Source organism: Brevibacterium sp. BRM-1, assembly GCF_026802075.1.
Classification (GTDB): Bacteria; Actinomycetota; Actinomycetes; order Actinomycetales; family Brevibacteriaceae; genus Brevibacterium; species Brevibacterium rongguiense.
In genome coordinates, this window is sequence record NZ_CP113788.1 from 1,161,069 (window position 1) to 1,179,505 (window position 18,437).

The 18,437-nt window shown below is 72.5% G+C and carries 14 protein-coding genes; 7 read left to right on the forward strand and 7 right to left on the reverse strand.

Going from position 1 to position 18,437, the window contains the following annotated elements:
• Positions 1 to 195 precede the first annotated feature (195 nt).
• On the reverse strand, positions 196 to 1,794 hold the full coding sequence (gene aceB, locus BRM1_RS05095) for a malate synthase A (RefSeq protein WP_160953449.1): 1,599 nt from the start codon (positions 1,792 to 1,794) through the stop codon (positions 196 to 198).
• Between the two features lie 64 nt (positions 1,795 to 1,858).
• Complete coding sequence (locus tag BRM1_RS05100; protein WP_268528942.1) at positions 1,859 to 3,289, reverse strand: FAD-binding oxidoreductase; 1,431 nt, start codon at positions 3,287 to 3,289, stop codon at positions 1,859 to 1,861.
• 133 nt (positions 3,290 to 3,422) lie between these two features.
• Here BRM1_RS05100 and BRM1_RS05105 point away from each other — a divergent pair, with 133 nt between their 5' ends.
• Both BRM1_RS05105 and BRM1_RS05110 read left to right on the forward strand, forming a co-directional pair.
• On the forward strand, positions 3,423 to 4,166 hold the full coding sequence (locus BRM1_RS05105) for an IclR family transcriptional regulator (RefSeq protein WP_268528944.1): 744 nt from the start codon (positions 3,423 to 3,425) through the stop codon (positions 4,164 to 4,166).
• Positions 4,167 to 4,240: 74 nt separating this feature from the next.
• A complete protein-coding gene (locus tag BRM1_RS05110; protein WP_268528946.1) occupies positions 4,241 to 6,595 on the forward strand; it encodes a glycosyltransferase family 39 protein in 2,355 nt (784 codons plus the stop codon).
• A gap of 175 nt (positions 6,596 to 6,770) precedes the next feature.
• Here the strand turns inward: BRM1_RS05110 and BRM1_RS05115 are convergent, their stop codons facing one another.
• Both BRM1_RS05115 and dapA read right to left on the reverse strand, forming a co-directional pair.
• Positions 6,771 to 8,483 carry a ribonuclease J gene (locus tag BRM1_RS05115; protein ID WP_268529717.1) on the reverse strand — a complete coding sequence of 571 codons (1,713 nt, stop codon included), beginning with the start codon at positions 8,481 to 8,483 and terminating at the stop codon, positions 6,771 to 6,773.
• 50 nt (positions 8,484 to 8,533) lie between these two features.
• Positions 8,534 to 9,454, reverse strand: coding sequence for a 4-hydroxy-tetrahydrodipicolinate synthase (gene dapA, locus BRM1_RS05120; RefSeq protein ID WP_268528948.1), 921 nt, complete (start codon positions 9,452 to 9,454; stop codon positions 8,534 to 8,536).
• A gap of 137 nt (positions 9,455 to 9,591) precedes the next feature.
• Here dapA and BRM1_RS05125 point away from each other — a divergent pair, with 137 nt between their 5' ends.
• From BRM1_RS05125 to BRM1_RS05145, 5 genes are all read left to right on the forward strand, one after another.
• Positions 9,592 to 10,221, forward strand: a complete 630-nt coding sequence (locus tag BRM1_RS05125) for an ABC transporter ATP-binding protein (RefSeq protein ID WP_160953454.1) — start codon at positions 9,592 to 9,594, stop codon at positions 10,219 to 10,221.
• Positions 10,222 to 10,997: 776 nt separating this feature from the next.
• Positions 10,998 to 11,861 carry a hypothetical protein gene (locus tag BRM1_RS05130; RefSeq protein ID WP_268528950.1) on the forward strand — a complete coding sequence of 288 codons (864 nt, stop codon included), beginning with the start codon at positions 10,998 to 11,000 and terminating at the stop codon, positions 11,859 to 11,861.
• A gap of 17 nt (positions 11,862 to 11,878) precedes the next feature.
• Positions 11,879 to 13,084: a heparan-alpha-glucosaminide N-acetyltransferase domain-containing protein gene (locus BRM1_RS05135; protein WP_268528953.1), complete on the forward strand. Its 1,206-nt coding sequence runs from the start codon at positions 11,879 to 11,881 to the stop codon at positions 13,082 to 13,084.
• A 512-nt stretch (positions 13,085 to 13,596) separates the two neighbouring features.
• Positions 13,597 to 15,906 (forward strand): HNH endonuclease signature motif containing protein, encoded by a 2,310-nt coding sequence (locus BRM1_RS05140; RefSeq protein ID WP_268528955.1) that lies wholly within the window; start codon positions 13,597 to 13,599, stop codon positions 15,904 to 15,906.
• 218 nt (positions 15,907 to 16,124) lie between these two features.
• Positions 16,125 to 16,436, forward strand: coding sequence for a VOC family protein (locus BRM1_RS05145; protein ID WP_268528958.1), 312 nt, complete (start codon positions 16,125 to 16,127; stop codon positions 16,434 to 16,436).
• Between the two features lie 24 nt (positions 16,437 to 16,460).
• Here the strand turns inward: BRM1_RS05145 and BRM1_RS05150 are convergent, their stop codons facing one another.
• The 3 genes from BRM1_RS05150 to BRM1_RS05160 form a co-directional block, all read right to left on the reverse strand.
• Positions 16,461 to 16,907: a hypothetical protein gene (locus BRM1_RS05150; RefSeq protein ID WP_160953458.1), complete on the reverse strand. Its 447-nt coding sequence runs from the start codon at positions 16,905 to 16,907 to the stop codon at positions 16,461 to 16,463.
• A gap of 11 nt (positions 16,908 to 16,918) precedes the next feature.
• Positions 16,919 to 17,668, reverse strand: a complete 750-nt coding sequence (gene dapB / locus BRM1_RS05155) for a 4-hydroxy-tetrahydrodipicolinate reductase (RefSeq protein ID WP_268528960.1) — start codon at positions 17,666 to 17,668, stop codon at positions 16,919 to 16,921.
• A 175-nt stretch (positions 17,669 to 17,843) separates the two neighbouring features.
• Positions 17,844 to 18,365 (reverse strand): GNAT family N-acetyltransferase, encoded by a 522-nt coding sequence (locus BRM1_RS05160; protein ID WP_160953460.1) that lies wholly within the window; start codon positions 18,363 to 18,365, stop codon positions 17,844 to 17,846.
• Between the last annotated feature and the right edge of the window lie 72 nt (positions 18,366 to 18,437).

The following is an 18,437-nucleotide window of genomic DNA, read 5'->3' on the forward strand; positions in this document are numbered from 1 at the left end:
GATGCGCACCACTGTGTGCGCCATGGCCGCGGGACCTGCTGTGCACCGCCGAGACACCGGCTCCCGCCCGATCCGAGAGCATCCCGCCATGCCCCCCGTGCGCGACCCCGGGAGCACAGCGGTGCCCGGGGCGCACGCGCCCCGGGCACCGCTGGTTCCGGCGGGCGCGCCGGTGGCGCGCCCGTCCGGGCCCGCTCAGTCGATGAGCTCGTAGGCGGGCAGGGTGAGGAAGTCGTAGTACGTGGCGTCCGTGGCCATCTTCGCGAAGAGGTCGGTGGCCTTGCCGTAGGCCTCGCGGCCGCCGGGCAGCTTGCCGACCTCCTCGTCGATGATGCGCTCGACGAGCTCGCGGGTGACCTGCTCGCCGGAGTCGGCCAGCTCGGTGTTGAACTTCAGCCACTGCCACACCTGGGTGCGCGAGATCTCCGCGGTGGCGGCGTCCTCCATGAGGCCGTTGATCGCCGCCGCGCCGTTGCCGTTGAGCCACGACTGGACGTACTGGATGCCCACGGACACGTTGGCGCGCAGGCCCGCCTCGGTGACATCGCCGGGGGTGTCCTTGACGCTGAGCAGGTCCGCGGCGGTGACGGAGACGTCCTCGCGCTTCTTGTCGAGCTGGTTGGGCGCCTCGCCCAGGACCTTCGTGAAGGCCTCCTTGCAGATGTCGACCATGCCCGGGTGGGCCACCCACGAGCCGTCGAAGCCGTCGCCGGCCTCGCGGGTCTTGTCGCCGGTGACCTTCTCGAACGCCTGGGCGTTGGCCGCCTCGTCCTTCGACGGGATCTGCGCGGCCATGCCGCCGATCGCGTGGGCCCCGCGCTTGTGGCACGTGCGCACAAGCAGCTCGGTGTAGGCGCGCATGAAGGGCACCGTCATCGTCACGAGGTTGCGGTCGGGCAGGATCCAGTCCGCGCCCTTGTTCCGGTGGGTCTTGATGACGGAGAAGATGTAGTCCCAGCGCCCGGCGTTGAGGCCCGCGGAGTGGTCGCGCAGCTCGTAGAGGATCTCCTCCATCTGGAAGGCCGCGGGGTAGGTCTCGATGAGGCACGTGGCCCGGATCGAGCCGTGCTCGACGCCCAGCTTCTCCTCGGAGTAGGAGAACACGTCGTTCCACAGGCGCGCCTCGAGGTAGGACTCCATCTTCGGCAGGTAGTAGTAGGGACCCTGGCCCTTCTCGAGCTGGCGGCGCCCGGCCGTGGCGAAGTAGAGGGCGAAGTCGACGAGCGAGCCGGAGACCTCCTGCCCGTCGACCTTCATGTGCTTCTCGCCCATGTGCCAGCCGCGGGGGCGCACGATGATCGTGGGCAGCTCCTCGTCGGGGCGCAGCCTGTACTCCTTGCCGGTCTCCTCGGCGACGAAGTCGATCTCGCGGTTGATGGCGTTGAGCAGGTTGAGCTGGCCGCCGATCACGGACTCCCAGGCGGGGGTGTTCGCGTCCTCCTGATCGGCCAGCCAGGCCTTCGCGCCGGAGTTCAGCGCGTTGATCGTCATCTTCGTGTACGTGGGGCCGGTGACCTCCACGCGGCGGTCCTCGAGTCCCGGCGCGGGGGCCACGACGGTCCACGAGTCGTCCTCGCGCACGGCCTTCGTCTCGTCGAGGAAGCCCAGCTCGCCGCCGGAGTCCAGGTGCTTCTGGACCTCCTTGCGCGCCGCGAGGCGCTCCTGGCGGGTGGGCTCAAAGCGGCGGTGGAGGTCGACGATGAGGTCGAGCGCGTCCGGGGTCAGCACCTTCTCGGCGCCGTCGGGCAGCTGCCCGGTGATCTCGAGGCCGTCGGGGAGCGTGAGCTCTGCCATGGTTCTCCTTCGGTTTCTTTTCGGGTGGGTCGGGGTGGTCTGCGCGGCGCGCGGGGCGCCTGGGCTAGGAGGCGGCCGCCGAGGCGCTGGGGTCGTGGGCGGCCGAGGGCGCGGCCGCCGCCTGCTCGCGGTTGAACACGACGCCCGGGTTGAGGATGCCCTGGGGGTCCAGGGCGGCCTTGATCCGGTGGTTGAGCTCGTAGACGTCGTCGCCCAGGTAGGCGCCGAGCCACGGCTGCTTGAGCCGGCCCACGCCGTGCTCGCCCGTGATCGTGCCGCCCAGGCCCATGGCGAGGTCCATGATCTCGCCGTAGGCGGTGTGGGCGCGCTCCTCCTGCGCGGCGTCGGTGGGGTCGAAGACGACGAGCGGGTGGGTGTTGCCGTCCCCCGCGTGGGCCATGACCGCGATCGTCACGTCGCGCTGGGCGGCGATCTCCGCGATGCCGTCGACGAGCCGGCCCAGCAGGGGCACGGGCACGCCCACGTCCTCGAGGAGGATCGTGCCGGTCTTCTCCACGGCGGGGATCGCGTGCCGGCGCGCGGCGATGAACTGCTCCCCCTCGTCGGGGTCGTCGGTGGAGAACACCTCGCCGGCGTGGTTGTCCCGGCAGATCCGCTCGATGTCGGCGATCTCGCGCCCGGCGTGCTCCGCGGGCTCGTCGGACTGGATGATGAGCATCGCCTCGGCGTCGCGGTCGAGGCCCATGTGCACATCGTCTTCGACGGCGTTGATCGTCACGCGGTCCATGAACTCGCACATGGAGGGGCGCATCGTCTTCGTGATCTCGAGCACCGTGTTCGTCGAGTCGTCGAGCGTGGGGAACGTCGCGACGAGCGTCGTGCGCAGCCGCTGGGCCGGGATGAGGCGCAGGCACACCTCGGTGATGATGCCCAGCGTGCCCTCGCTGCCCACGAAGAGCTTCGTGAGCGACAGGCCCGCCACGTCCTTGAGGCGCGGGCCGCCCAGCGTGACGGCCCGGCCGTCGGCCAGCACGACCGTCATGCCCAGCACGTAGTCGGTGGTCACGCCGTACTTCACGCAGCACAGGCCGCCGGCGTTCGTGGCGACGTTGCCGCCGATCGAGCAGAACTCGAACGAGGCGGGGTCCGGCGGGTACCAGCAGCCGTGCTCCGCGGCCGCCGCCTTGACCTCGGCGTTGAGGGCCCCGGGCTGGACGAACGCCGTCCGGGTGACGGGGTCGATCGTGATCTCGCGCATCCGGTCGACGCTGAGCACGATCCCCCCGTCGACGGCGGTGCTGCCGCCCGACAGGCTCGAGCCCGCCCCGCGCGGCACGACGGGGATCCCGTGGGCGGCGGCGAAGCGGACCGTGGCCTGCACGTCCGCGGTGCTCGTGGCGCGCACCACGGCCAGCGGCATGCCGGGGTGGGGGTCGTTCGCGCGGTCGCGCCGGTAGGCCTCCATGGTCTCCGGCTTGGTGATGAGGCAGCCAGCGGGCAGCTGGGCCTCGAGCTCGGCGAGCTCCGTCTCCATCGGCTCTCCCATGCGATCGGGGCGGTTGGGCAACGGGCTCAACGTAGCATTCGGGAGACTCCCACCACACGCAGTTTTCCGCGATGCGGAAATCTTATTCCGCTGAACATAATCCCCGCGCATACTGGGAGCCATGTCCTCCGCCTCCCCCGCCCGCGTGCAGTCCGTCGACCGGACCCTCGACGTCCTCGAGGCCCTGGCCCGCATGGGCGGCAGCGCGCGCGGCACGGACCTCGCCGCCGAGGTGGGACTGCCCGCCCCCAGCGTGCACCGCATCCTCGCCACGCTCATGGCGCGCGGCTACGTCCGCCAGTTCGCCGACCGCCGCTACGCCCTGGGCTCGCGGCTCGTGGGACTCGGCACGGACGCCGCGGAGCAGGCGGGCTTCGCCGTCCAGCCCATCCTCGACCGGGCCGCGGCCGCCCTGCAGGAGACCGTCAACCTCGCGTTCTACTCCCACACGCGGATGACGTACGTCGCCCAGGCCTCTTCCTCGCGCTCCATGCGCATGTTCACCGAGGTGGGCCGCCAGGTCCCCTGCTTCAACACGGGCGTGGGCAAGGCCGTGCTCGCGACCATGAGCGAGGCGAAGATCCGCGCCGCCCTGGAGCGCAGCGCGGCCTCCGGCCTTCCCGCCCCGGACGTGGAGGGGCTCATGGCCGAGCTGCGCGAGTGCCGCGGGCGCGGCTTCGCCCTCGACGACGAGGAGCAGGAGGCCGGGGTGCGGTGCCTGGCCGTCGCGGTGCCCGGCGGTCCCGCGCCCGCCGGCATCTCCGCCTCGGCGCCCACCTCGCGGCTCGTGCCGAGCATCTACCCCAGGGTCGCAGCCCAGCTGCGCGCAGCGGCCGAGGAGCTCGCCGCCCACTGGGACGGGTGAGCGGCGCACCGCCTCACAGCCGGTCCACAGCCTCGGCTCATCGCGCGGCTGGGGCGCGTCGGGACACTGGCGGCATGACTGAGCACACGGCGGGGCGGCTGCGCCCGCGCAGAACAGGCAGCAGAACACAGGCGCTGCGCGTCGTCGGGGCGGCGCGGGCGCGCCGGGCCGAGCGCGCCGAGCGCCGGCGCGCGGACTCGACCCCCGCGAACGGGAGCGCATCCCCCGCGGGCGCACCCCACAGCACCGGTGCCCGGCGCGGGCAGCACAGCACCGGCCAGCACCGCGCCGGCCAGCGCCCCGGGCCCGACGGCGGGGACTCGCCCCGCCCGGACGGGCTGCGTTCCTGGCTGCGCCGCGACGGCTGGCGCGGCCGGGAGGGCTGGCTGCGCGCGGGCGTGCTGCTCATGCTCGCCGGCGCGGCGTTCGCCTACCTGTACGACCTCACCGCCTCCGGCTACGGCAACACGTTCTACGCCGCGGCGATCCGCGCGGGTTCGCAGGACTGGACGGCGTGGCTGTTCGGCTCGCTCGATGCGAACAACGGCATCACGGTCGACAAGCCGCCGGCCGCCCTGTGGATCCCGGCGCTGTTCGCCCGCGTCTTCGGGTTCAGCTCGCTGACCGTGCTGCTGCCCCAGGCGCTCATGGGCATCGCGACCGTCTGGCTGACCTATCTCACAGTCGCGCGGCTGGGCGGGCGCCCCGCGGGCCTCCTCGCGGGCTGGCTCGTCACGCTCACCCCGGTGGCGGTCATGATGTTCCGCTTCGACAACCCCGATGCCATGCTCACCCTGTGCCTGGCGCTCGCCGCCTACCTCACGGTGCGCGCCATCCAGTCCGGGCGGGTCCATGCCGCCGGCGACGGGCTGCACCGCGCCGCGGCGAACCGCGCGCACTGGTGGATGCTGGCCGCGGGCGCGGTCATCGGGCTGGCGTTCCTCGTCAAGATGCTGCAGGGCTTCCTCACGCTGCCCGCGCTCGGCCTCGCTTTCCTCATCGCGGCCCAGGGCGGCCTGGGCCGCCGGCTCGCGGGCCTGGCCGCGGGGGCGGTCGGTGCGCTCGCGCCGATCGCCGCCTACGCCGCGCTGTTCTACCTGTGGCCCGCCGATGCGCGGCCGTACATGGCCGGCACGGACTCGAACTCGTTCTTCGAGCTCGTCTTCGGCTACAACGGGTTCGGCCGGATCTTCGGCGGCTCCGGCAACGGCGGTGGAGGCGCAGGCGGCGGCAACGTGGGCTTCGGCGGCGAGGCCGGGCTGCTGCGCATGCTCAACTCCTCGTTCGGCCCGGAGATCGGCTGGCTGCTGCCGGCGGCAGGGGTCCTGCTGCTCGGCGGCCTCTGGGCCACCCTCCGGCGCCCGCGCACGGACCCGCAGCGCGCCGGCCTCCTGGTCTTCGGCGGCTGGCTCGTCGTCACCGCGGCCGTGTTCTCCTTCATGGAGGGCACCATCCACCCCTACTACGTGGTCGCGCTGGCCCCGGCCGTGGCCGGCACCGTGGCGCTGGGCGCCGGGCTCCTGTGGCGCCGCCGAGGCGGGCTCGCGGCCCGCATCGGCCTCGCCATCGCGCTCGCGGCCACCGCCGGGATGTCGTACTACCTGCTCGCCACCACCGCGGCGGACTGGCTGCCGTGGCTGCGCTGGGCGATCCTGGCCGGCGGCATCGTCACGGCGATCGCACTGCTCCTGGGCGCCGATCGGATCCGCCTGCGCTCGGGCCGCACGCTCACCGCGTGGGTCCTCGCCGCGGCCCTGCTGTTCGGCGGGGCTGGCACGGCGGCCTGGTCGGCGGCCTCGATCGGCAATGCCTACCAGGGCTCGATCCCGACGTCCGGTCCGGCAGCCGCCGGGGGCGGCAGCGGCGGCATGGGCGGCGGCCAGGCGGGCGGCGGGGGCGGTGCCCCCGGCGGTGCCGGAACCACCGGCGATGCCGACACCGCTGGCGATGCGGACACCGCGGCCGGGGACGGCAGCGGCACCCAGGGCGGTTCCCAGGGCGGCGACGCATCCACCGACGCGTCCGGCAGTGCCTCCCAGGACGCCGGCGACGCGAGCCGCGGCGGGGGCGGCGGGATGGGCGGCGAGGCGTCGAGCGAGCTCGTCAGCCTGCTGCAGTCGGCCTCAGGGAGCTACTCCGCGGCGACGGTGGGGGCCAACAGCGCCGCCCAGCTCATGATCTCCTCGGACACCGAGGTGCTCGACATCGGCGGTTGGATGGGCTCGGACCCCTACCCCACGCTCGACGAGTTCAAGCAGATGGTGGAGGACGGCGAGGTCTCGTACTTCATCGGCGGCGGCGGAATGGGCGGGGGCCCCGGCGGCGGCAGCTCGTCGTCCCAGGCGATCAGCGAGTGGGTGGCGGCGAACTACACCTCCACCACCGTGGGCGGCACCACCGTCTACGACCTCAGCTCCCCCGCGAGCTGAGCCCAGGCCGGCAGGGCCGCGTTCCCCCTTCCCCGGGGCGCGGCCCTGTCCTGCGCCCGGCGCCTGAGCGCGGGCCGGCCCGCGCAGACAGCACCGCCGCCGAGGTGCGGGCCAGGCGATGCTCGGCCCGCGCCTCGGCGGCGGTGGAGTGCGGGCGCCCAGCGCCCGGGTGCGCTCAGCGCTTGCGGCGGCGGCTGCCGCCCGAGCGGCCCGATTCGAGCTGCTTGGGCTTGCCGCCGATCTCCCGGCCCTCGCGGTCGACGACGATGACCGTGGGCACGATCATGGGGCGCCGGCGCAGCTTCGAGGAGATCCAGCGGCCGATCGTGCGGCGGATGACCTGCTGGAGATTCTGCTCGTCCTTGACGCCCTCCTGCATCGCCTCGGTGATCGCCTCGGCGATCTTGGGCTGGATCCAGTCGAAGACGGAGTCCTCCTCCGCCACGCCGCGGGTCTTGATGACCGGGCCCGTGATGATCGTGGCGTCCTCGGGCCGCACGGTGGTGACGATCGAGACGAAGCCCTCGCCGGCGAGGACGCGGCGGTCCTCGAGGTCGGACTCCGTGATGGTGCCGATCGAGGAGCCGTCGACGAAGACGTAGTCGCACTCGACGGCGCCCACGACCCGCGCGCGCCCGTCCTTGAGGTCGACGACCCAGCCGTCGTCGGCGATGACGATGTTCTCCTCCGGCACACCGGTGTCCGCCGCGTGCTTGGCGTTGGCCAGCAGGTGGCGCCACTCGCCGTGCACGGGCATGACGCCCTTGGGCTTGACGATGTTGTAGGCGTAGAGGAGCTCGCCGCCGGAGGCGTGGCCGGAGACGTGGACGTTCGCATTGCCCTTGTGGACGACCTTGGCGCCCAGCCGCATGAGGCCGTTGATGACGCGGAAGACCGCGTTCTCGTTGCCCGGGATGAGCGAGGAGGCGAGCACGATGGTGTCGTCCTCGCCCACCTCGACGCGGTGGGTGCCGTTGGCCATGCGCGAGAGCGCGGCCATCGGCTCGCCCTGCGAGCCGGTGCACATGAGCACCACCTGGTCGTCGGGCAGCTTGTCGACGTCCTTGATGTCGATGAGCACGCCGTCGGGCACGTGGAGGTAGCCCAGCTCCTGCGCGATCTTCATGTTGCGCACCATGGACCGGCCCACGAGGGCGACCTTGCGCCCGTGCGCGCTGGCGGCCTCGAGGACCTGCTGCACACGGTGGACGTGCGAGGAGAACGAGGCGACGATGATGCGCCGGTCGGCCTTGCCGAAGATCGTCTCGAGGACGGGCCCGATGTTGCGCTCGAGCGAGGTGAAGCCGGGCACCTCGGCGTTCGTCGAGTCGGTGAGGAAGAGGTCGACGCCCTCCTCGCCCAGGCGGGCAAAGGAGCGCAGGTCCGTGATGCGGCGGTCGAGCGGCAGCTGGTCCATCTTGAAGTCGCCGGTGTGCAGCACGGTGCCGGCTCCGGTCTTGATGGCCACGGCCAGGGCGTCGGGGATCGAGTGGTTGACGGCCACGAATTCGAGGTCGAAGGGCCCCAGCTGGTCCGTCTCGCCCTCGCGCACCACGCGGGTAACGGGCTTGATGCGGTGCTCCTTGAGCTTCGCCTCGATGAGCGCCAGGGTGAGCGTCGAGCCCAGCAGGGGGATGTCGTTGCGGCGCTTGAGGAGGTAGGGCACGGCGCCGATGTGGTCCTCGTGGCCGTGGGTGAGCACGACTCCCACGATGTCGTTCATGCGCCCGTCCAGGTAGGACAGGTCCGGCAGGATGAGGTCGACACCGGGCTGCTCCTCCTCGGGGAAGAGCACGCCGCAGTCGACGATGAGGATCTTGCCGCGGTACTCGAAGACGGTCATGTTGCGGCCGACTTCGCCGAGGCCGCCGAGCGCGACGATGCGCATCGCCTCGGGGTCCGCCTTGGGGGGCGGGCCGGGTGTTTCCAGGAGGGTCTTCACGAAAGAATCCCGCTTTCTGTCAGTCGTTTGCGCAGGAACGCCAGCTGTTCCCCGTCTGCGGGAAGCAGCGGGAGGCGATCTGCGCGATGGGGAATCACTCCCATGAGCTCGAGTGCGGCCTTCGCCGACACGGCCCCGGGCAGGTGATTCATGATGGTGTCGATGAGCGGAAGGAGCTCCGCATTCAGGCGCCGCGCGGTGTCGAGGTCGTTGTCCTGGACGGCGGCGACGAGGGCGGCGACGCGCTCGGGGGCGACGTTGCCGATCGTGGAGACGACGCCCACGGCGCCCACAGCGAGCAGCGGCAGGTTGAGGGAGTCGTCGCCGGAGTAGTAGGCGAGGTCGGTCTCGGCCATGAGGCGCGCGGAGGACTCGAGGTCGCCCTTCGCGTCCTTGACGGCGAGGATGTTCGGGTGCCCGGCGAGGTCGCGCAGCGTGTCCTCGGCCAGTGCCACCCCGGAGCGGCCGGGGATGTCGTAGAGCATGATCGGCAGCTCGGCGGCATCGGCGACGGCGCGCATGTGGGCCGCGATCGCGTTCTGCGGGGGCTTGGAGTAGTACGGCGAGACGAGCAGCAGGCCGTTGGCGCCGGCCTCGCGCGCGGCCGCGGCGAGCGCGAGCGTGTGCCGGGTGTCGTTCGTGCCGATCCCGGCGATGACGCGGGCGCGGTCGCCCACCTCGTCGAGCACGGCGTCGAGCAGTCGGCGCTTCTCATCGTCGCTGGTGGTGGGCGATTCGCCGGTGGTGCCGGAGACGGCGAGGAAGTCGTTGCCGCCGTCCACCAGGCGGGCGGCGAGCGCGCGGACTGCGGCCCAGTCGATCTCGCCCGACTCGTCCATGGGGGTGACCATCGCCGTGCCCACCGAGCCGAAGGCCTGCCGTGCCGTCAGTGCGTCTCCGTCCGTCATCATCGCCATGACTGCGATTTTACCGTGCCCGGTGCGCTGACCCCAACGGACGCCGCCCGCGGCGCGTTGGGGGCAGGGCGGCGCGGTGCGTGACACAATGTCCCCACAGCTTCGACCACCCCCTTGCCCCGTTTAGAGGATGCGTATTGGACCACCGGCCGCTTGTCACCCGGGCCATCACGGTCCCGGGTCGCCTCGCGCCCGTTTCATTCGCCCTCGGGCGCGGAGCCGCCGTGGCGCTTCGAGGGACAAACGGTTCGGGGAAGACCACTGCGCTCGAGGCGGTGGCCGGTCTGCGCCGCACCCGGGGAGAGGTGCTGGTCTGCGGCGCTCCGCCCGATCGCCGCTCGGCACGCTTCCGCGCGCAAGTCGCGGCCCAACTGGGCGAGCCCGTCCTTGACACGGGTCTGACCGTGCTTGAGCACGCCATCACGGTGAGCCGCACATGGGGTCGTCCGGCTTCGCACGCGCGTGAGGCCTGCGAGAGCGTCTTGGACGAGCTGGGGATCGCCGGGCTTCGTCGGCGCCTGCCGCACGAGATGTCCTCGGGGCAGCGCCAACTTTTCGTGCTTGCGCTGACCCTCGTGCGCCCGGCGACGCTTCTCGTCTTGGATGAGCCGGAGCGGCGCCTGGCGCGCTCCGCAATCCTCACCGTGGCGACCGCCCTGCGAGCGCGAATGGCGACCGGCACGGCCGTGCTCGTCGCTACGCATTCCGAGGCTCTCGTCGCTGCGCTCGGTAGCGCCGAGGTTCCGGTGAGCGCGGAACGCGCATGACTGGGCCCGCTGACGTCTCACCCAGTGCGACCGGGCCGCCGCGCCTTGCCCGCGGCGCAACGCGGGCACACCGTCTCCACTGCACGGCGCCTCGCGGAATGGGCCGCTCCGGAGCGGCCGGGCAGATCTACGCGCTCGTACTCGCGGCGGTGGTGATCGGAGGGCCGCTGATGTGGGCGCTGACCGACGCGCTGGCGACGCACCGTGAGCTGGGATCAGCCCTCGTCGGCGCTCCCCGCGCAGGGACATTGGGCCTGAGCGAAACGGGTGTGGGGCTGGGGTTGCTGCTCCTGGCCCCCGCCGCGCTCGGCGCCGTCGTGGGATGCGCCTTCGGCCTACCCCTCCCGCGCGCGTTCGAGCTGCGCATGGTCTTCGATTCACCGCGGCCTCGCGGCGGGTTTGTGCGATCGCGGGTCTGGCCGTGGATGCTCGGTGCCGCCTGTGTGGGCGCGGCAGTTGGCTGTGCCTGCTGGGCCGCGGGGTGGCCGGGTGCAGCCGCGTGGGTGCCGTGCACCGCGGCGGCAGGCACGGCTGCCCCCGCGGGAGCAGCCGTCTGCGCCGTTGCCCGGCCTCGGGTGTCCACAGTTGTTGCGGTGAGCCTGGGCGTAGGGGTGACTGCCGGGCTAGCGTTGCTGACCGAGCGCGTCGGTGCGGTCGGCACCAGCCCCGCGACGGAGCCTGCGAACGCCCTCGCCGCACTGGTCCTCGGTACGATCGCAGGCGTCCTATGTGCAATCCAGGCTGCCGCAATCATGCTTCCGGTCCGCTTACTCCGCGTGGACGAGGCAGCCGCGTGCCAACGCGTACTCCGGCGCACCGCAGCCGCTGTCGGACTGGCGGTGGGAGACGCCGGGGCGGCTCGGGCGGCGCTGGGTGAGACGCCGCGGCCGCCCGATCCGTCTCCGCTGTTCGGCACCGCGCCCACCCGAGAAGGCAAGCGCAGTGGCCGCCTAGTGCCTGCGGGCTTCTGGCACCTGGTGGGCACCCACTTGGTCTCGGCGCGGCGACGGCCCATTGCCTGTGCACTCGGAATGCTCGCGGCGGCCGGGGCGATCGGTTGCCTGCTGCTGACGCCCGTGGTCGGCGAGGGGCTCCTCTGGCTGCCGCTCGGGGGGTTTGCCTTCTTGGCGAGCGGTGCCCAGCGGGCGTTCGATGCTGCCATGGTCCAGGCGGCTCACAGCGGAACCGAAAGCCTGTTCGGAATCCCACCCGGCTGGCAGCTCGCCGCGGCACTGTTTGTCCCGGTTCTGATCGCTGTGACGACCGTCGGGCTCTCCTCGGTCGCAGCCTTGGTTCTTGACAGGGAGGGCATTGGACCGTGGGCGGTGCCGCCCGGTTCGCCCGCGGTCGCGAACCCAGTGCGGGCCGGCCTGCTCATCGCTCCCCTCTGCGCCCTCCGCCTGCGCGGGCTGCTCGCGCCGCCGCTGCCGCCGTCGCTGGTCGAACCCATCCCGACTGCGATCGGCGATATCGCGGGTGTGCGCGTCCTCGTGTGGATGCTGCAGGATCCCCTCCTGCTGGTCGTGTTTGCGCTCGCGGTGAGCGCTGCGTGGCCGTCCTCGACGGGACTGACCGTCCTCTCGTTGGTCGCGCTGCTCTATGCCTCACTCACCTGCCGGCGCCGGGTACGCTCAGCGTGAATGGACATGCGAGCCCAGTGAGCTCCACGGTCCTCCGTCTCGCTCCGCCCGGGCGCAGCATCGGCATCGACGCCGCGCGCGGGATCGCGCTGTTCGGGATGATCGCCACGCACGTCATGCCCCTTTCCGACGCGGCCGGCGATCCCGTGTTCCCGGCGGTCATCGCCGGCCGGGCGGCCGCTCTGTTCGCGGTGCTCGCCGGGGTGTCCACCGTGCTGTCCACGCGGCGCGTCCTGGAGGCCCCGGGTGCCCGCGGCTGGACTGCGGCCGCCGCGGGGCTGGGGGTGCGCGGGGTGTTCATCGCGCTCATCGGGCTGCTGCTGGGCTCCCTGCCCTCGGGCATCGCGATCATCCTCGTCAACTACGGCGCCATGTTCGTGCTGGCCGTGCCCCTGCTGCGCGCGCCCACCTGGCTGCTCGGGGTGCTCGCCCCCGTCTGGCTCGCGGCCGCTCCGGTGCTCAGCTTCGCCATCCGCCGCGCCTGGGGCCTCTCACCTGCCTACGACGTGCCCTCGCTGGCCACCGCGGTGGACCTGCCGTGGCTCGCACAGGCGCTCGTGCTCACCGGCTACTACCCGGTGCTGCAGTGGATGGGCTACGTGGTGCTCGGCATGTTCGTGGCCCGCCTGGACTGGCACAGCGTGCGCCGCGCGCTCGGGCTGGCTGCCGCGGGCGGGGCGTGCGCAGTCCTCGCCCTCAGCGCGTCGTCGCTGCTGCTGTCCGCCGGTGGGCGCACGGCCCTGGAGATCGCCACGGCGCAGCGTCCGGACGCGCTGCGCCAGGCGCTCGGGGAGACGAGCTACGGCATCACGCCCACGGACACGTGGTGGTGGCTGACCATCGCCGGCCCGCACTCGGGCACTCCGTTCGACATGGTGTCCACGGCGGGGATCGCCGTCGCCGTGCTCGGCGGCTGCGGCGCCGCGGCCCTGGCCATCGAGCAGCGCTGGGGGCGCACCGGCCTCGCCTGGTGCCCTCCGCTCAGTGCCCCGGGTTCGATGCCGCTGAGCATCTACACCGCCCACGTCGTGCTCGTCTCGCTCACCGCCGACCTCTTCTGCCCCGCCCGCGCACTGGGCGGCGGCGCGGAGTTCGCCCTGCACGCCTGCCTCTTCGTCCTCGCAGCGGTCGTCTGGAAGGCGCTCATCGGCGCCCGGGGCCCACTCGAGGCCGTCGTCAGCGCCAGCGTCCGAGGCGCGAGCAGGTTCGCGCTCACGCGCTAGATGAAGCCGGCCACCGGGCTGGCGGCAATCGACTGGAAGGAGTGGGTGCACCGCGTGCAGCGCGGTGGCGCGGCAGCATTCACTGGTGTCGTGCCCAGGCCAAGGCGCGAGCGCAGCGCAGCGTCCGATGGTGCGCGCAGCGTTCGGTACTGCTGGTGCGACCCGCCGCGGGCCGCCATCCTCTTTGCAGCGCAGGAGGTTCGCTTTGCAGCGCAGGGCGCGGTTGAAGCGTTCGAGCTTGCCGTTCCGCCGGGGACAGGAAGGCCCGATGACCATGCACGTGGCACCCAGTGCCGTGCGCAGCCCGGGAACATGGGCAAACAGCGCACGAGTCAGGGCACGGAAGGGGCTTGTGGAGGGTAGTCTCAATCGATTATTTTTCGAACTTTTATCCATTTCTCTCACATTCAGAGTTCTGTTGCCCAACTCGTGTCAGTGCCTCCCGCTATCGTGGGAGCAAGCAGCACGGAGGACGCAGCACCGGGCACGCAGGCGGAGAGGAGGTGAGCGGCATGAGCGGCACCTCACGCACCGCGCCAACCGAAGAGGCCGGTCGGGAACCGCGGCCGCATCGCTACGACGCGGCCGTCTTCGCAGCCGTCCAGGAGGTCACGGCGCAGGCCAGCCGGCAGCGACTGCGCCAGCTCCTCGGAGCAGGAATGAGCGCACTCGACCTCGCCCTGGCCCACGGCGACCTCGCTCGCTTCGGCATCACCCCAGGCATGCTCCTCGCCCCCGCCGAGATCGCCGGTCCCGACCGACCCGGCCGGACCCACAGCCCCGGCCAGACGCACGACCCCGCCCACCCGCATGACCCCGGTCACCCGCGCGACACCGGCCACACGGACAACGGCTCCCCCGCGAACGGCCCGGGCGCAGCCCGGTGCGGCTGCCGCACGATGGCCGAGCAGCATGATGCCACACTCTTCGAGCTCCCCGCGGCCCCACCCGCCGGCGGTGTCGCAGATCCCGAGCCCGAGCCCGACGCGATCCCCTGGGCCGACCGGCTGCCCTATGACGGGGAGCTCATCCCCACCGCCCGCATCCGCGCCCTGCTCAACCTCCACGCCCCGGACGCGGTTCCCGCTCGCATCTTCGACGGCGCCCAGCAGCGCCTGGGACTCACGCTCGCCCACTGCCTCGACACCACCGAGACTCGCGCCGACCGGCTCATCGCCGACGCCCTCACCGCGATCCTCGGCCTGCCCCAGCTGAGCGCCCGCGCACGATGCGGTGCCATCGACACCCGCAAACTCGAGACCGCGGCCCACGTGGCGGCAGACCTCACCCTCCGAGACCTCTCCGCGCTCGATGCCCACCTGAGCAGGCTGCGACCGAGCATGCCGGTGGCGGACTTCCGCCGGCATGCCACCCGCCTCATCGCCACTCTCACGACCGCCGAAGACGCCGCCCAGGAGATGCGCGCGCAGCGCCGGGTCGAGTACTGGGCCAATAGGGACGGTTCGGCGAACCTGTGCCTCATCGGCCCAGTCGGCGAGGTGGCAGCGCTGCATGCGCGGGTGCGGGCACTCGCCCGCGCGGTGCGCCGCAGCGAGCTCGCGGCGTTCGGCCAGGATGTTCCAGCCGGAGCGCGGGTCACCGACGAGCGCACGATCGCCCAGCTGTGCTTCGACATGCTCGCCTCGTCCACCCCGCAGGTCACCGTGCAGGCCGTCCTCCCAGTCGGGGCGGCAGCCCCAGCTCGGGACGCGGCACCCCCACCCAAGGACGCACCGGCGCGATCGGGCACCGCGGCAGCACCGCTCCCCTGTGACGCCGCCCAGCAGGGTTCTTGGGTTGCGACTCCACCGTCTCGCGCCAACGCGGCCGGGGAGGGTATGCACGTCAGCAGCGCCCTCGGGGCAAGTGCGCCCCCGGGCCCGTCCTCGCGGCCATCGGGCGCCGCGCGGGGATCGGCTCCGTGCAATCCCTGGGGTTCGCCTCCCGGGACTGCAGGGGAGCCGCCTCCCGCCCGTGCATCGGGTCCGTCTCACCGAGGTGCGTCCGGACTCCGGCAACCGGACCGGCCCGAGTTCGCCCCACACGGACGAATGGCCGCCCCAGTACATGAACCACCCGCACCGGTTCCTGAGCCTTCGCCCGCAGTGGCGGTCGAGCAGTCGATCGCGTCGATGGCGGAGCGCCCGACCGGGGGCAGCGGACAGACCGTGGCGCTCACGCTGACGTGCCCTACGCACACCGCCTGGCTGCGCCGCCAGGCCACCGTCGCCCTGACCCTGCCGCTGCTGACGTACACGGGCCACGCCGATCTGCCCGGTGAACTGGCCGACGGCACACCCGTGCCGGCGGAGGCCGCACGCCAGATCGCTGCCGGGCGGCCCACCCTGCGCCGCCTCCTCACCGACCCGGCCGACGGGCATGTCCTCGATGCCCATGCCCATTCGTACACGATTCCCGCGGCCCTGCGAGCGGCGGTGGAGGCGAAGTGGCAGCACTGCACCGCTCCCGGCTGCTCCCGCCGGGCCACCGACTGCGAGCTCGACCACCTCACCCCGTTCGACCGCGAACGCCCCGAACTCGGCGGGCGCACGGACTTCGACAACCTCCACCCGCTGTGCGAGCACCACCACCAGCTCAAGACCGCCGGGGTGCTCATCCCGCTGCGGTTGCCCGGCGGGATGCTCGGCTGGCGGCTCAGCGGAGAGATCACCGCGGGAGCCTCGGTACCCGGCAATCCCATCAGCACCGCCCACGCTGTTCAGCTTCGGGCCATCATCGACGCAGCCCAGACGGGCAGCGAGGCACCGGTAACCCCGGTAACCCCGGTAACGCCGGTTCACGACGATCCGCCGCCCTTCTGAACCCGGCCGGGAAGAGCATGTCGGCACGCGGACATCCGGAACACGCGGTCACGGTGAGCCCCCTGCCATCCCAAGCACGCCGTCACACCGAGCACACCTTCACACCGAGCGGCGGCGGGTGAGCGGGCCGGCGCGGCGAAGGGGCAACCCGCGCCGCCGCGTGGTTGGGTGGGCGCATGTGCGTCCTTCGAGTCGTCCCGAACCTCACTGCTGCCGACATGAGCGCAGCGGTCGACGAACATGCCGGCGTGCTCGGGCTTTGGCCCGTCATGGACCACGGCTGGATCGTCACCCTGGCCGACGATGAGGGCCATCAGCTCAGCGTCATGACCCCGGACGCTTCCGGCCCGGTCAATCCCGACGTCTCGGTCTTCGTCAACGATGTGCGCGAGGCCTTCGAGCGTGCCCGCCGCATGGGAGTCGAGATCGTCCACCCGCTCACGGAAGAACCGTGGGGCGTCACCCGCTTCTTCTGCCGGTCAGCCGATGGCCGGGTCATCAACGTGGGCATGCACACGGGCGCGCGCTGAGCCGCAGCCGGGTGCGCGGCGCGCCTAGCGCTGCGCCTTCTCCATGGCGATTGCCCTGCGCATCGTGGCACGCGCCCGCTTGCGGTCGCCGGCCACATCGTAGGCGCACGACAGCCGGAACCAGCTGCGCCAGTCATCGGGCGCGGCCTCGGCCTCGTCGCGGTACTGGGCGAACGCGGCGTCCGCGGCCGAGCGGACGATGCGGCCGCCCGGGGTGCGCGGCAGGTCGTCGGGCGGCAGACCGCCCTCGGCCCCGAGCCGGCGCCCGAGCCGCTCCATCCTCGCTCCGAAGGCGAACTCGCGGATGAGCGCCCACGCGCCCAGGATCGGCAGCGCGAACAGCGCGATCCCCAGGACCTTCGCCACCGGGTTGGGCTCGGTGATCATGATCCAGCCGCGCTGCGCGGTGAAGACCAGGTAGAGCGCCAGCAGCACGGAGATGATGACCGCGCCGAGCTTCGCCTTCGACATGGCAGCCCTGCTCAGGCGTCCAGGAAGTGCTCGAGGCCCACCGTGAGACCGGGGTGCTCGCTCAGCCGCTTGACCGCCAGCACGATGCCCGGCATGAACGCCTCGGTGGACAGCGAATCGGTGCGGATCGACAGGGCCTCGTGCGCGGAGCCGAAGCGGATCTCCTCCGTCGCGTTCATCCCCAGCTGCCGGACCGCGTGGACGTGGATGCCGTCGATTACGGCCCCGCGGGCGCCGTCGGGGTCGGACTCCGTGGCATCGGGCACGGCGCCCAGGCCCGCCTCGGCGCGGGCGCGCGCGATCCGCTCGGCGGTGGCCACAGCGGTGCCGGACGGCGCATCGAGCTTGCGGGGGTGATGCGTCTCGACGACCTCCGCCGATTCGAAGTAGGGGGCGGCCAGCTGGGCGAACTGCATGGCCAGGACGGCGCCGATGGAGAAGTTGGGCGCGATGAGCACGCGCGCGCCCTCGTGCTCGGCGATGAGCGCCTCGAGGCTCCGGACGCGCTCGGCGGACCAGCCGGTCGTGCCGACGACTGCGGGAATACCGTGTTCGACGAGGAAGCGGACGTTGTCCTCGGTGGCCTTGGGCACGGTCAGCTCCACGGCCACATCCGGCCGCGCGGCGAGCAGCCCCTCGAGGGGGTCTCCGCTGCCCAGCCGGGCCGTGAGCTCCAGGCCCTCGGCCGCCTCGATCGCCGCGGCGGCGTGCGAGCCCATGCGCCCCTGCGCGCCGATCACTGCCACCCGGATGTCTGCCACGTGCTCCCCCTCGGTTCGCGGGCCTGCGGGCCGCGCTCCTTTGCTTCGTCGCTGCCTCGCCTCGGCGGCGACGGCCCCGACCGGGGTCGCCAGCAGCCTCCCCATTGTCGCATCCCGATGTGCCCGGCCCCGTGCGGCCCCGCCGCGGCTCCGCCGCGGCCCGGCCCTCGGGTGCCTATGGCCGCCGATCGCCGGCGAGGTGCGCGCACTCCTCCGTGTCGAAGCGCCGGCCGCCGTAGCTGAGCTTGCCCCGCTGCCGCCCCTCGACTGTGAAGCCGGCGGCGGCGACGACCCGGGCAGACGCGGGATTGTCGACCCGGTAGCCCAACTCCAGGCGATAGATCCCCAGGCGATCGTGGCCGACCGCCACCGCCGCGCGCAGCGCGGCGGAGGCGAGCGAGCGCCCCCGCGCCTCGGGGGCCAGCCAGTAGGACACCCAGCCCAGGGAGTGCGCGCGGTCGATCGCGGAGATCATGATGCCCCCGCACAGGCCCACACCGTCGGCCGGGCGGTCGTCGACGATGGCGCGGGCCCACAGCTCACCGGCGTCCTCCCCATCGCGCAGCGCCGCCACCCATAGGCGCATCCCCGGGATGGTCCGTCTTCCCGGGCCGTTGCGCGCCAGGCCCTCATCCGGATCGTCGAAGATCTGGGCCAGGCGCCCGGCATCGCCCGGCTCGAACGCTCGCAGCAGCATCCGGCCACCCTAGTCGAGCACACGCCGAAGGGGCGGGCCGGCCGTGAAGCCGACCCGCCCCCGAGGCGGTGG

What these genes read in the sequence shown, in the direction of transcription:
- BRM1_RS05160 (WP_160953460.1), bottom strand. Translation starts at nt 18,365, where the DNA reads ATGCTGCTGCGAGCGTTCGAGCCGGGCGATGCCGGGCGCCTGGCCCAG.
- BRM1_RS05115 (WP_268529717.1), bottom strand. Translation starts at nt 8,483, where the DNA reads ATGCGCATCGTCGCGCTCGGCGGCCTCGGCGAAGTCGGCCGCAACATG.
- BRM1_RS05110 (WP_268528946.1), top strand. Translation starts at nt 4,241, where the DNA reads ATGACTGAGCACACGGCGGGGCGGCTGCGCCCGCGCAGAACAGGCAGC.
- dapA (WP_268528948.1), bottom strand. Translation starts at nt 9,454, where the DNA reads ATGGCGATGATGACGGACGGAGACGCACTGACGGCACGGCAGGCCTTC.
- BRM1_RS05145 (WP_268528958.1), top strand. Translation starts at nt 16,125, where the DNA reads ATGAGCGCAGCGGTCGACGAACATGCCGGCGTGCTCGGGCTTTGGCCC.
- BRM1_RS05105 (WP_268528944.1), top strand. Translation starts at nt 3,423, where the DNA reads ATGTCCTCCGCCTCCCCCGCCCGCGTGCAGTCCGTCGACCGGACCCTC.
- BRM1_RS05100 (WP_268528942.1), bottom strand. Translation starts at nt 3,289, where the DNA reads ATGGAGACGGAGCTCGCCGAGCTCGAGGCCCAGCTGCCCGCTGGCTGC.
- aceB (WP_160953449.1), bottom strand. Translation starts at nt 1,794, where the DNA reads ATGGCAGAGCTCACGCTCCCCGACGGCCTCGAGATCACCGGGCAGCTG.
- BRM1_RS05140 (WP_268528955.1), top strand. Translation starts at nt 13,597, where the DNA reads ATGAGCGGCACCTCACGCACCGCGCCAACCGAAGAGGCCGGTCGGGAA.
- BRM1_RS05150 (WP_160953458.1), bottom strand. Translation starts at nt 16,907, where the DNA reads ATGTCGAAGGCGAAGCTCGGCGCGGTCATCATCTCCGTGCTGCTGGCG.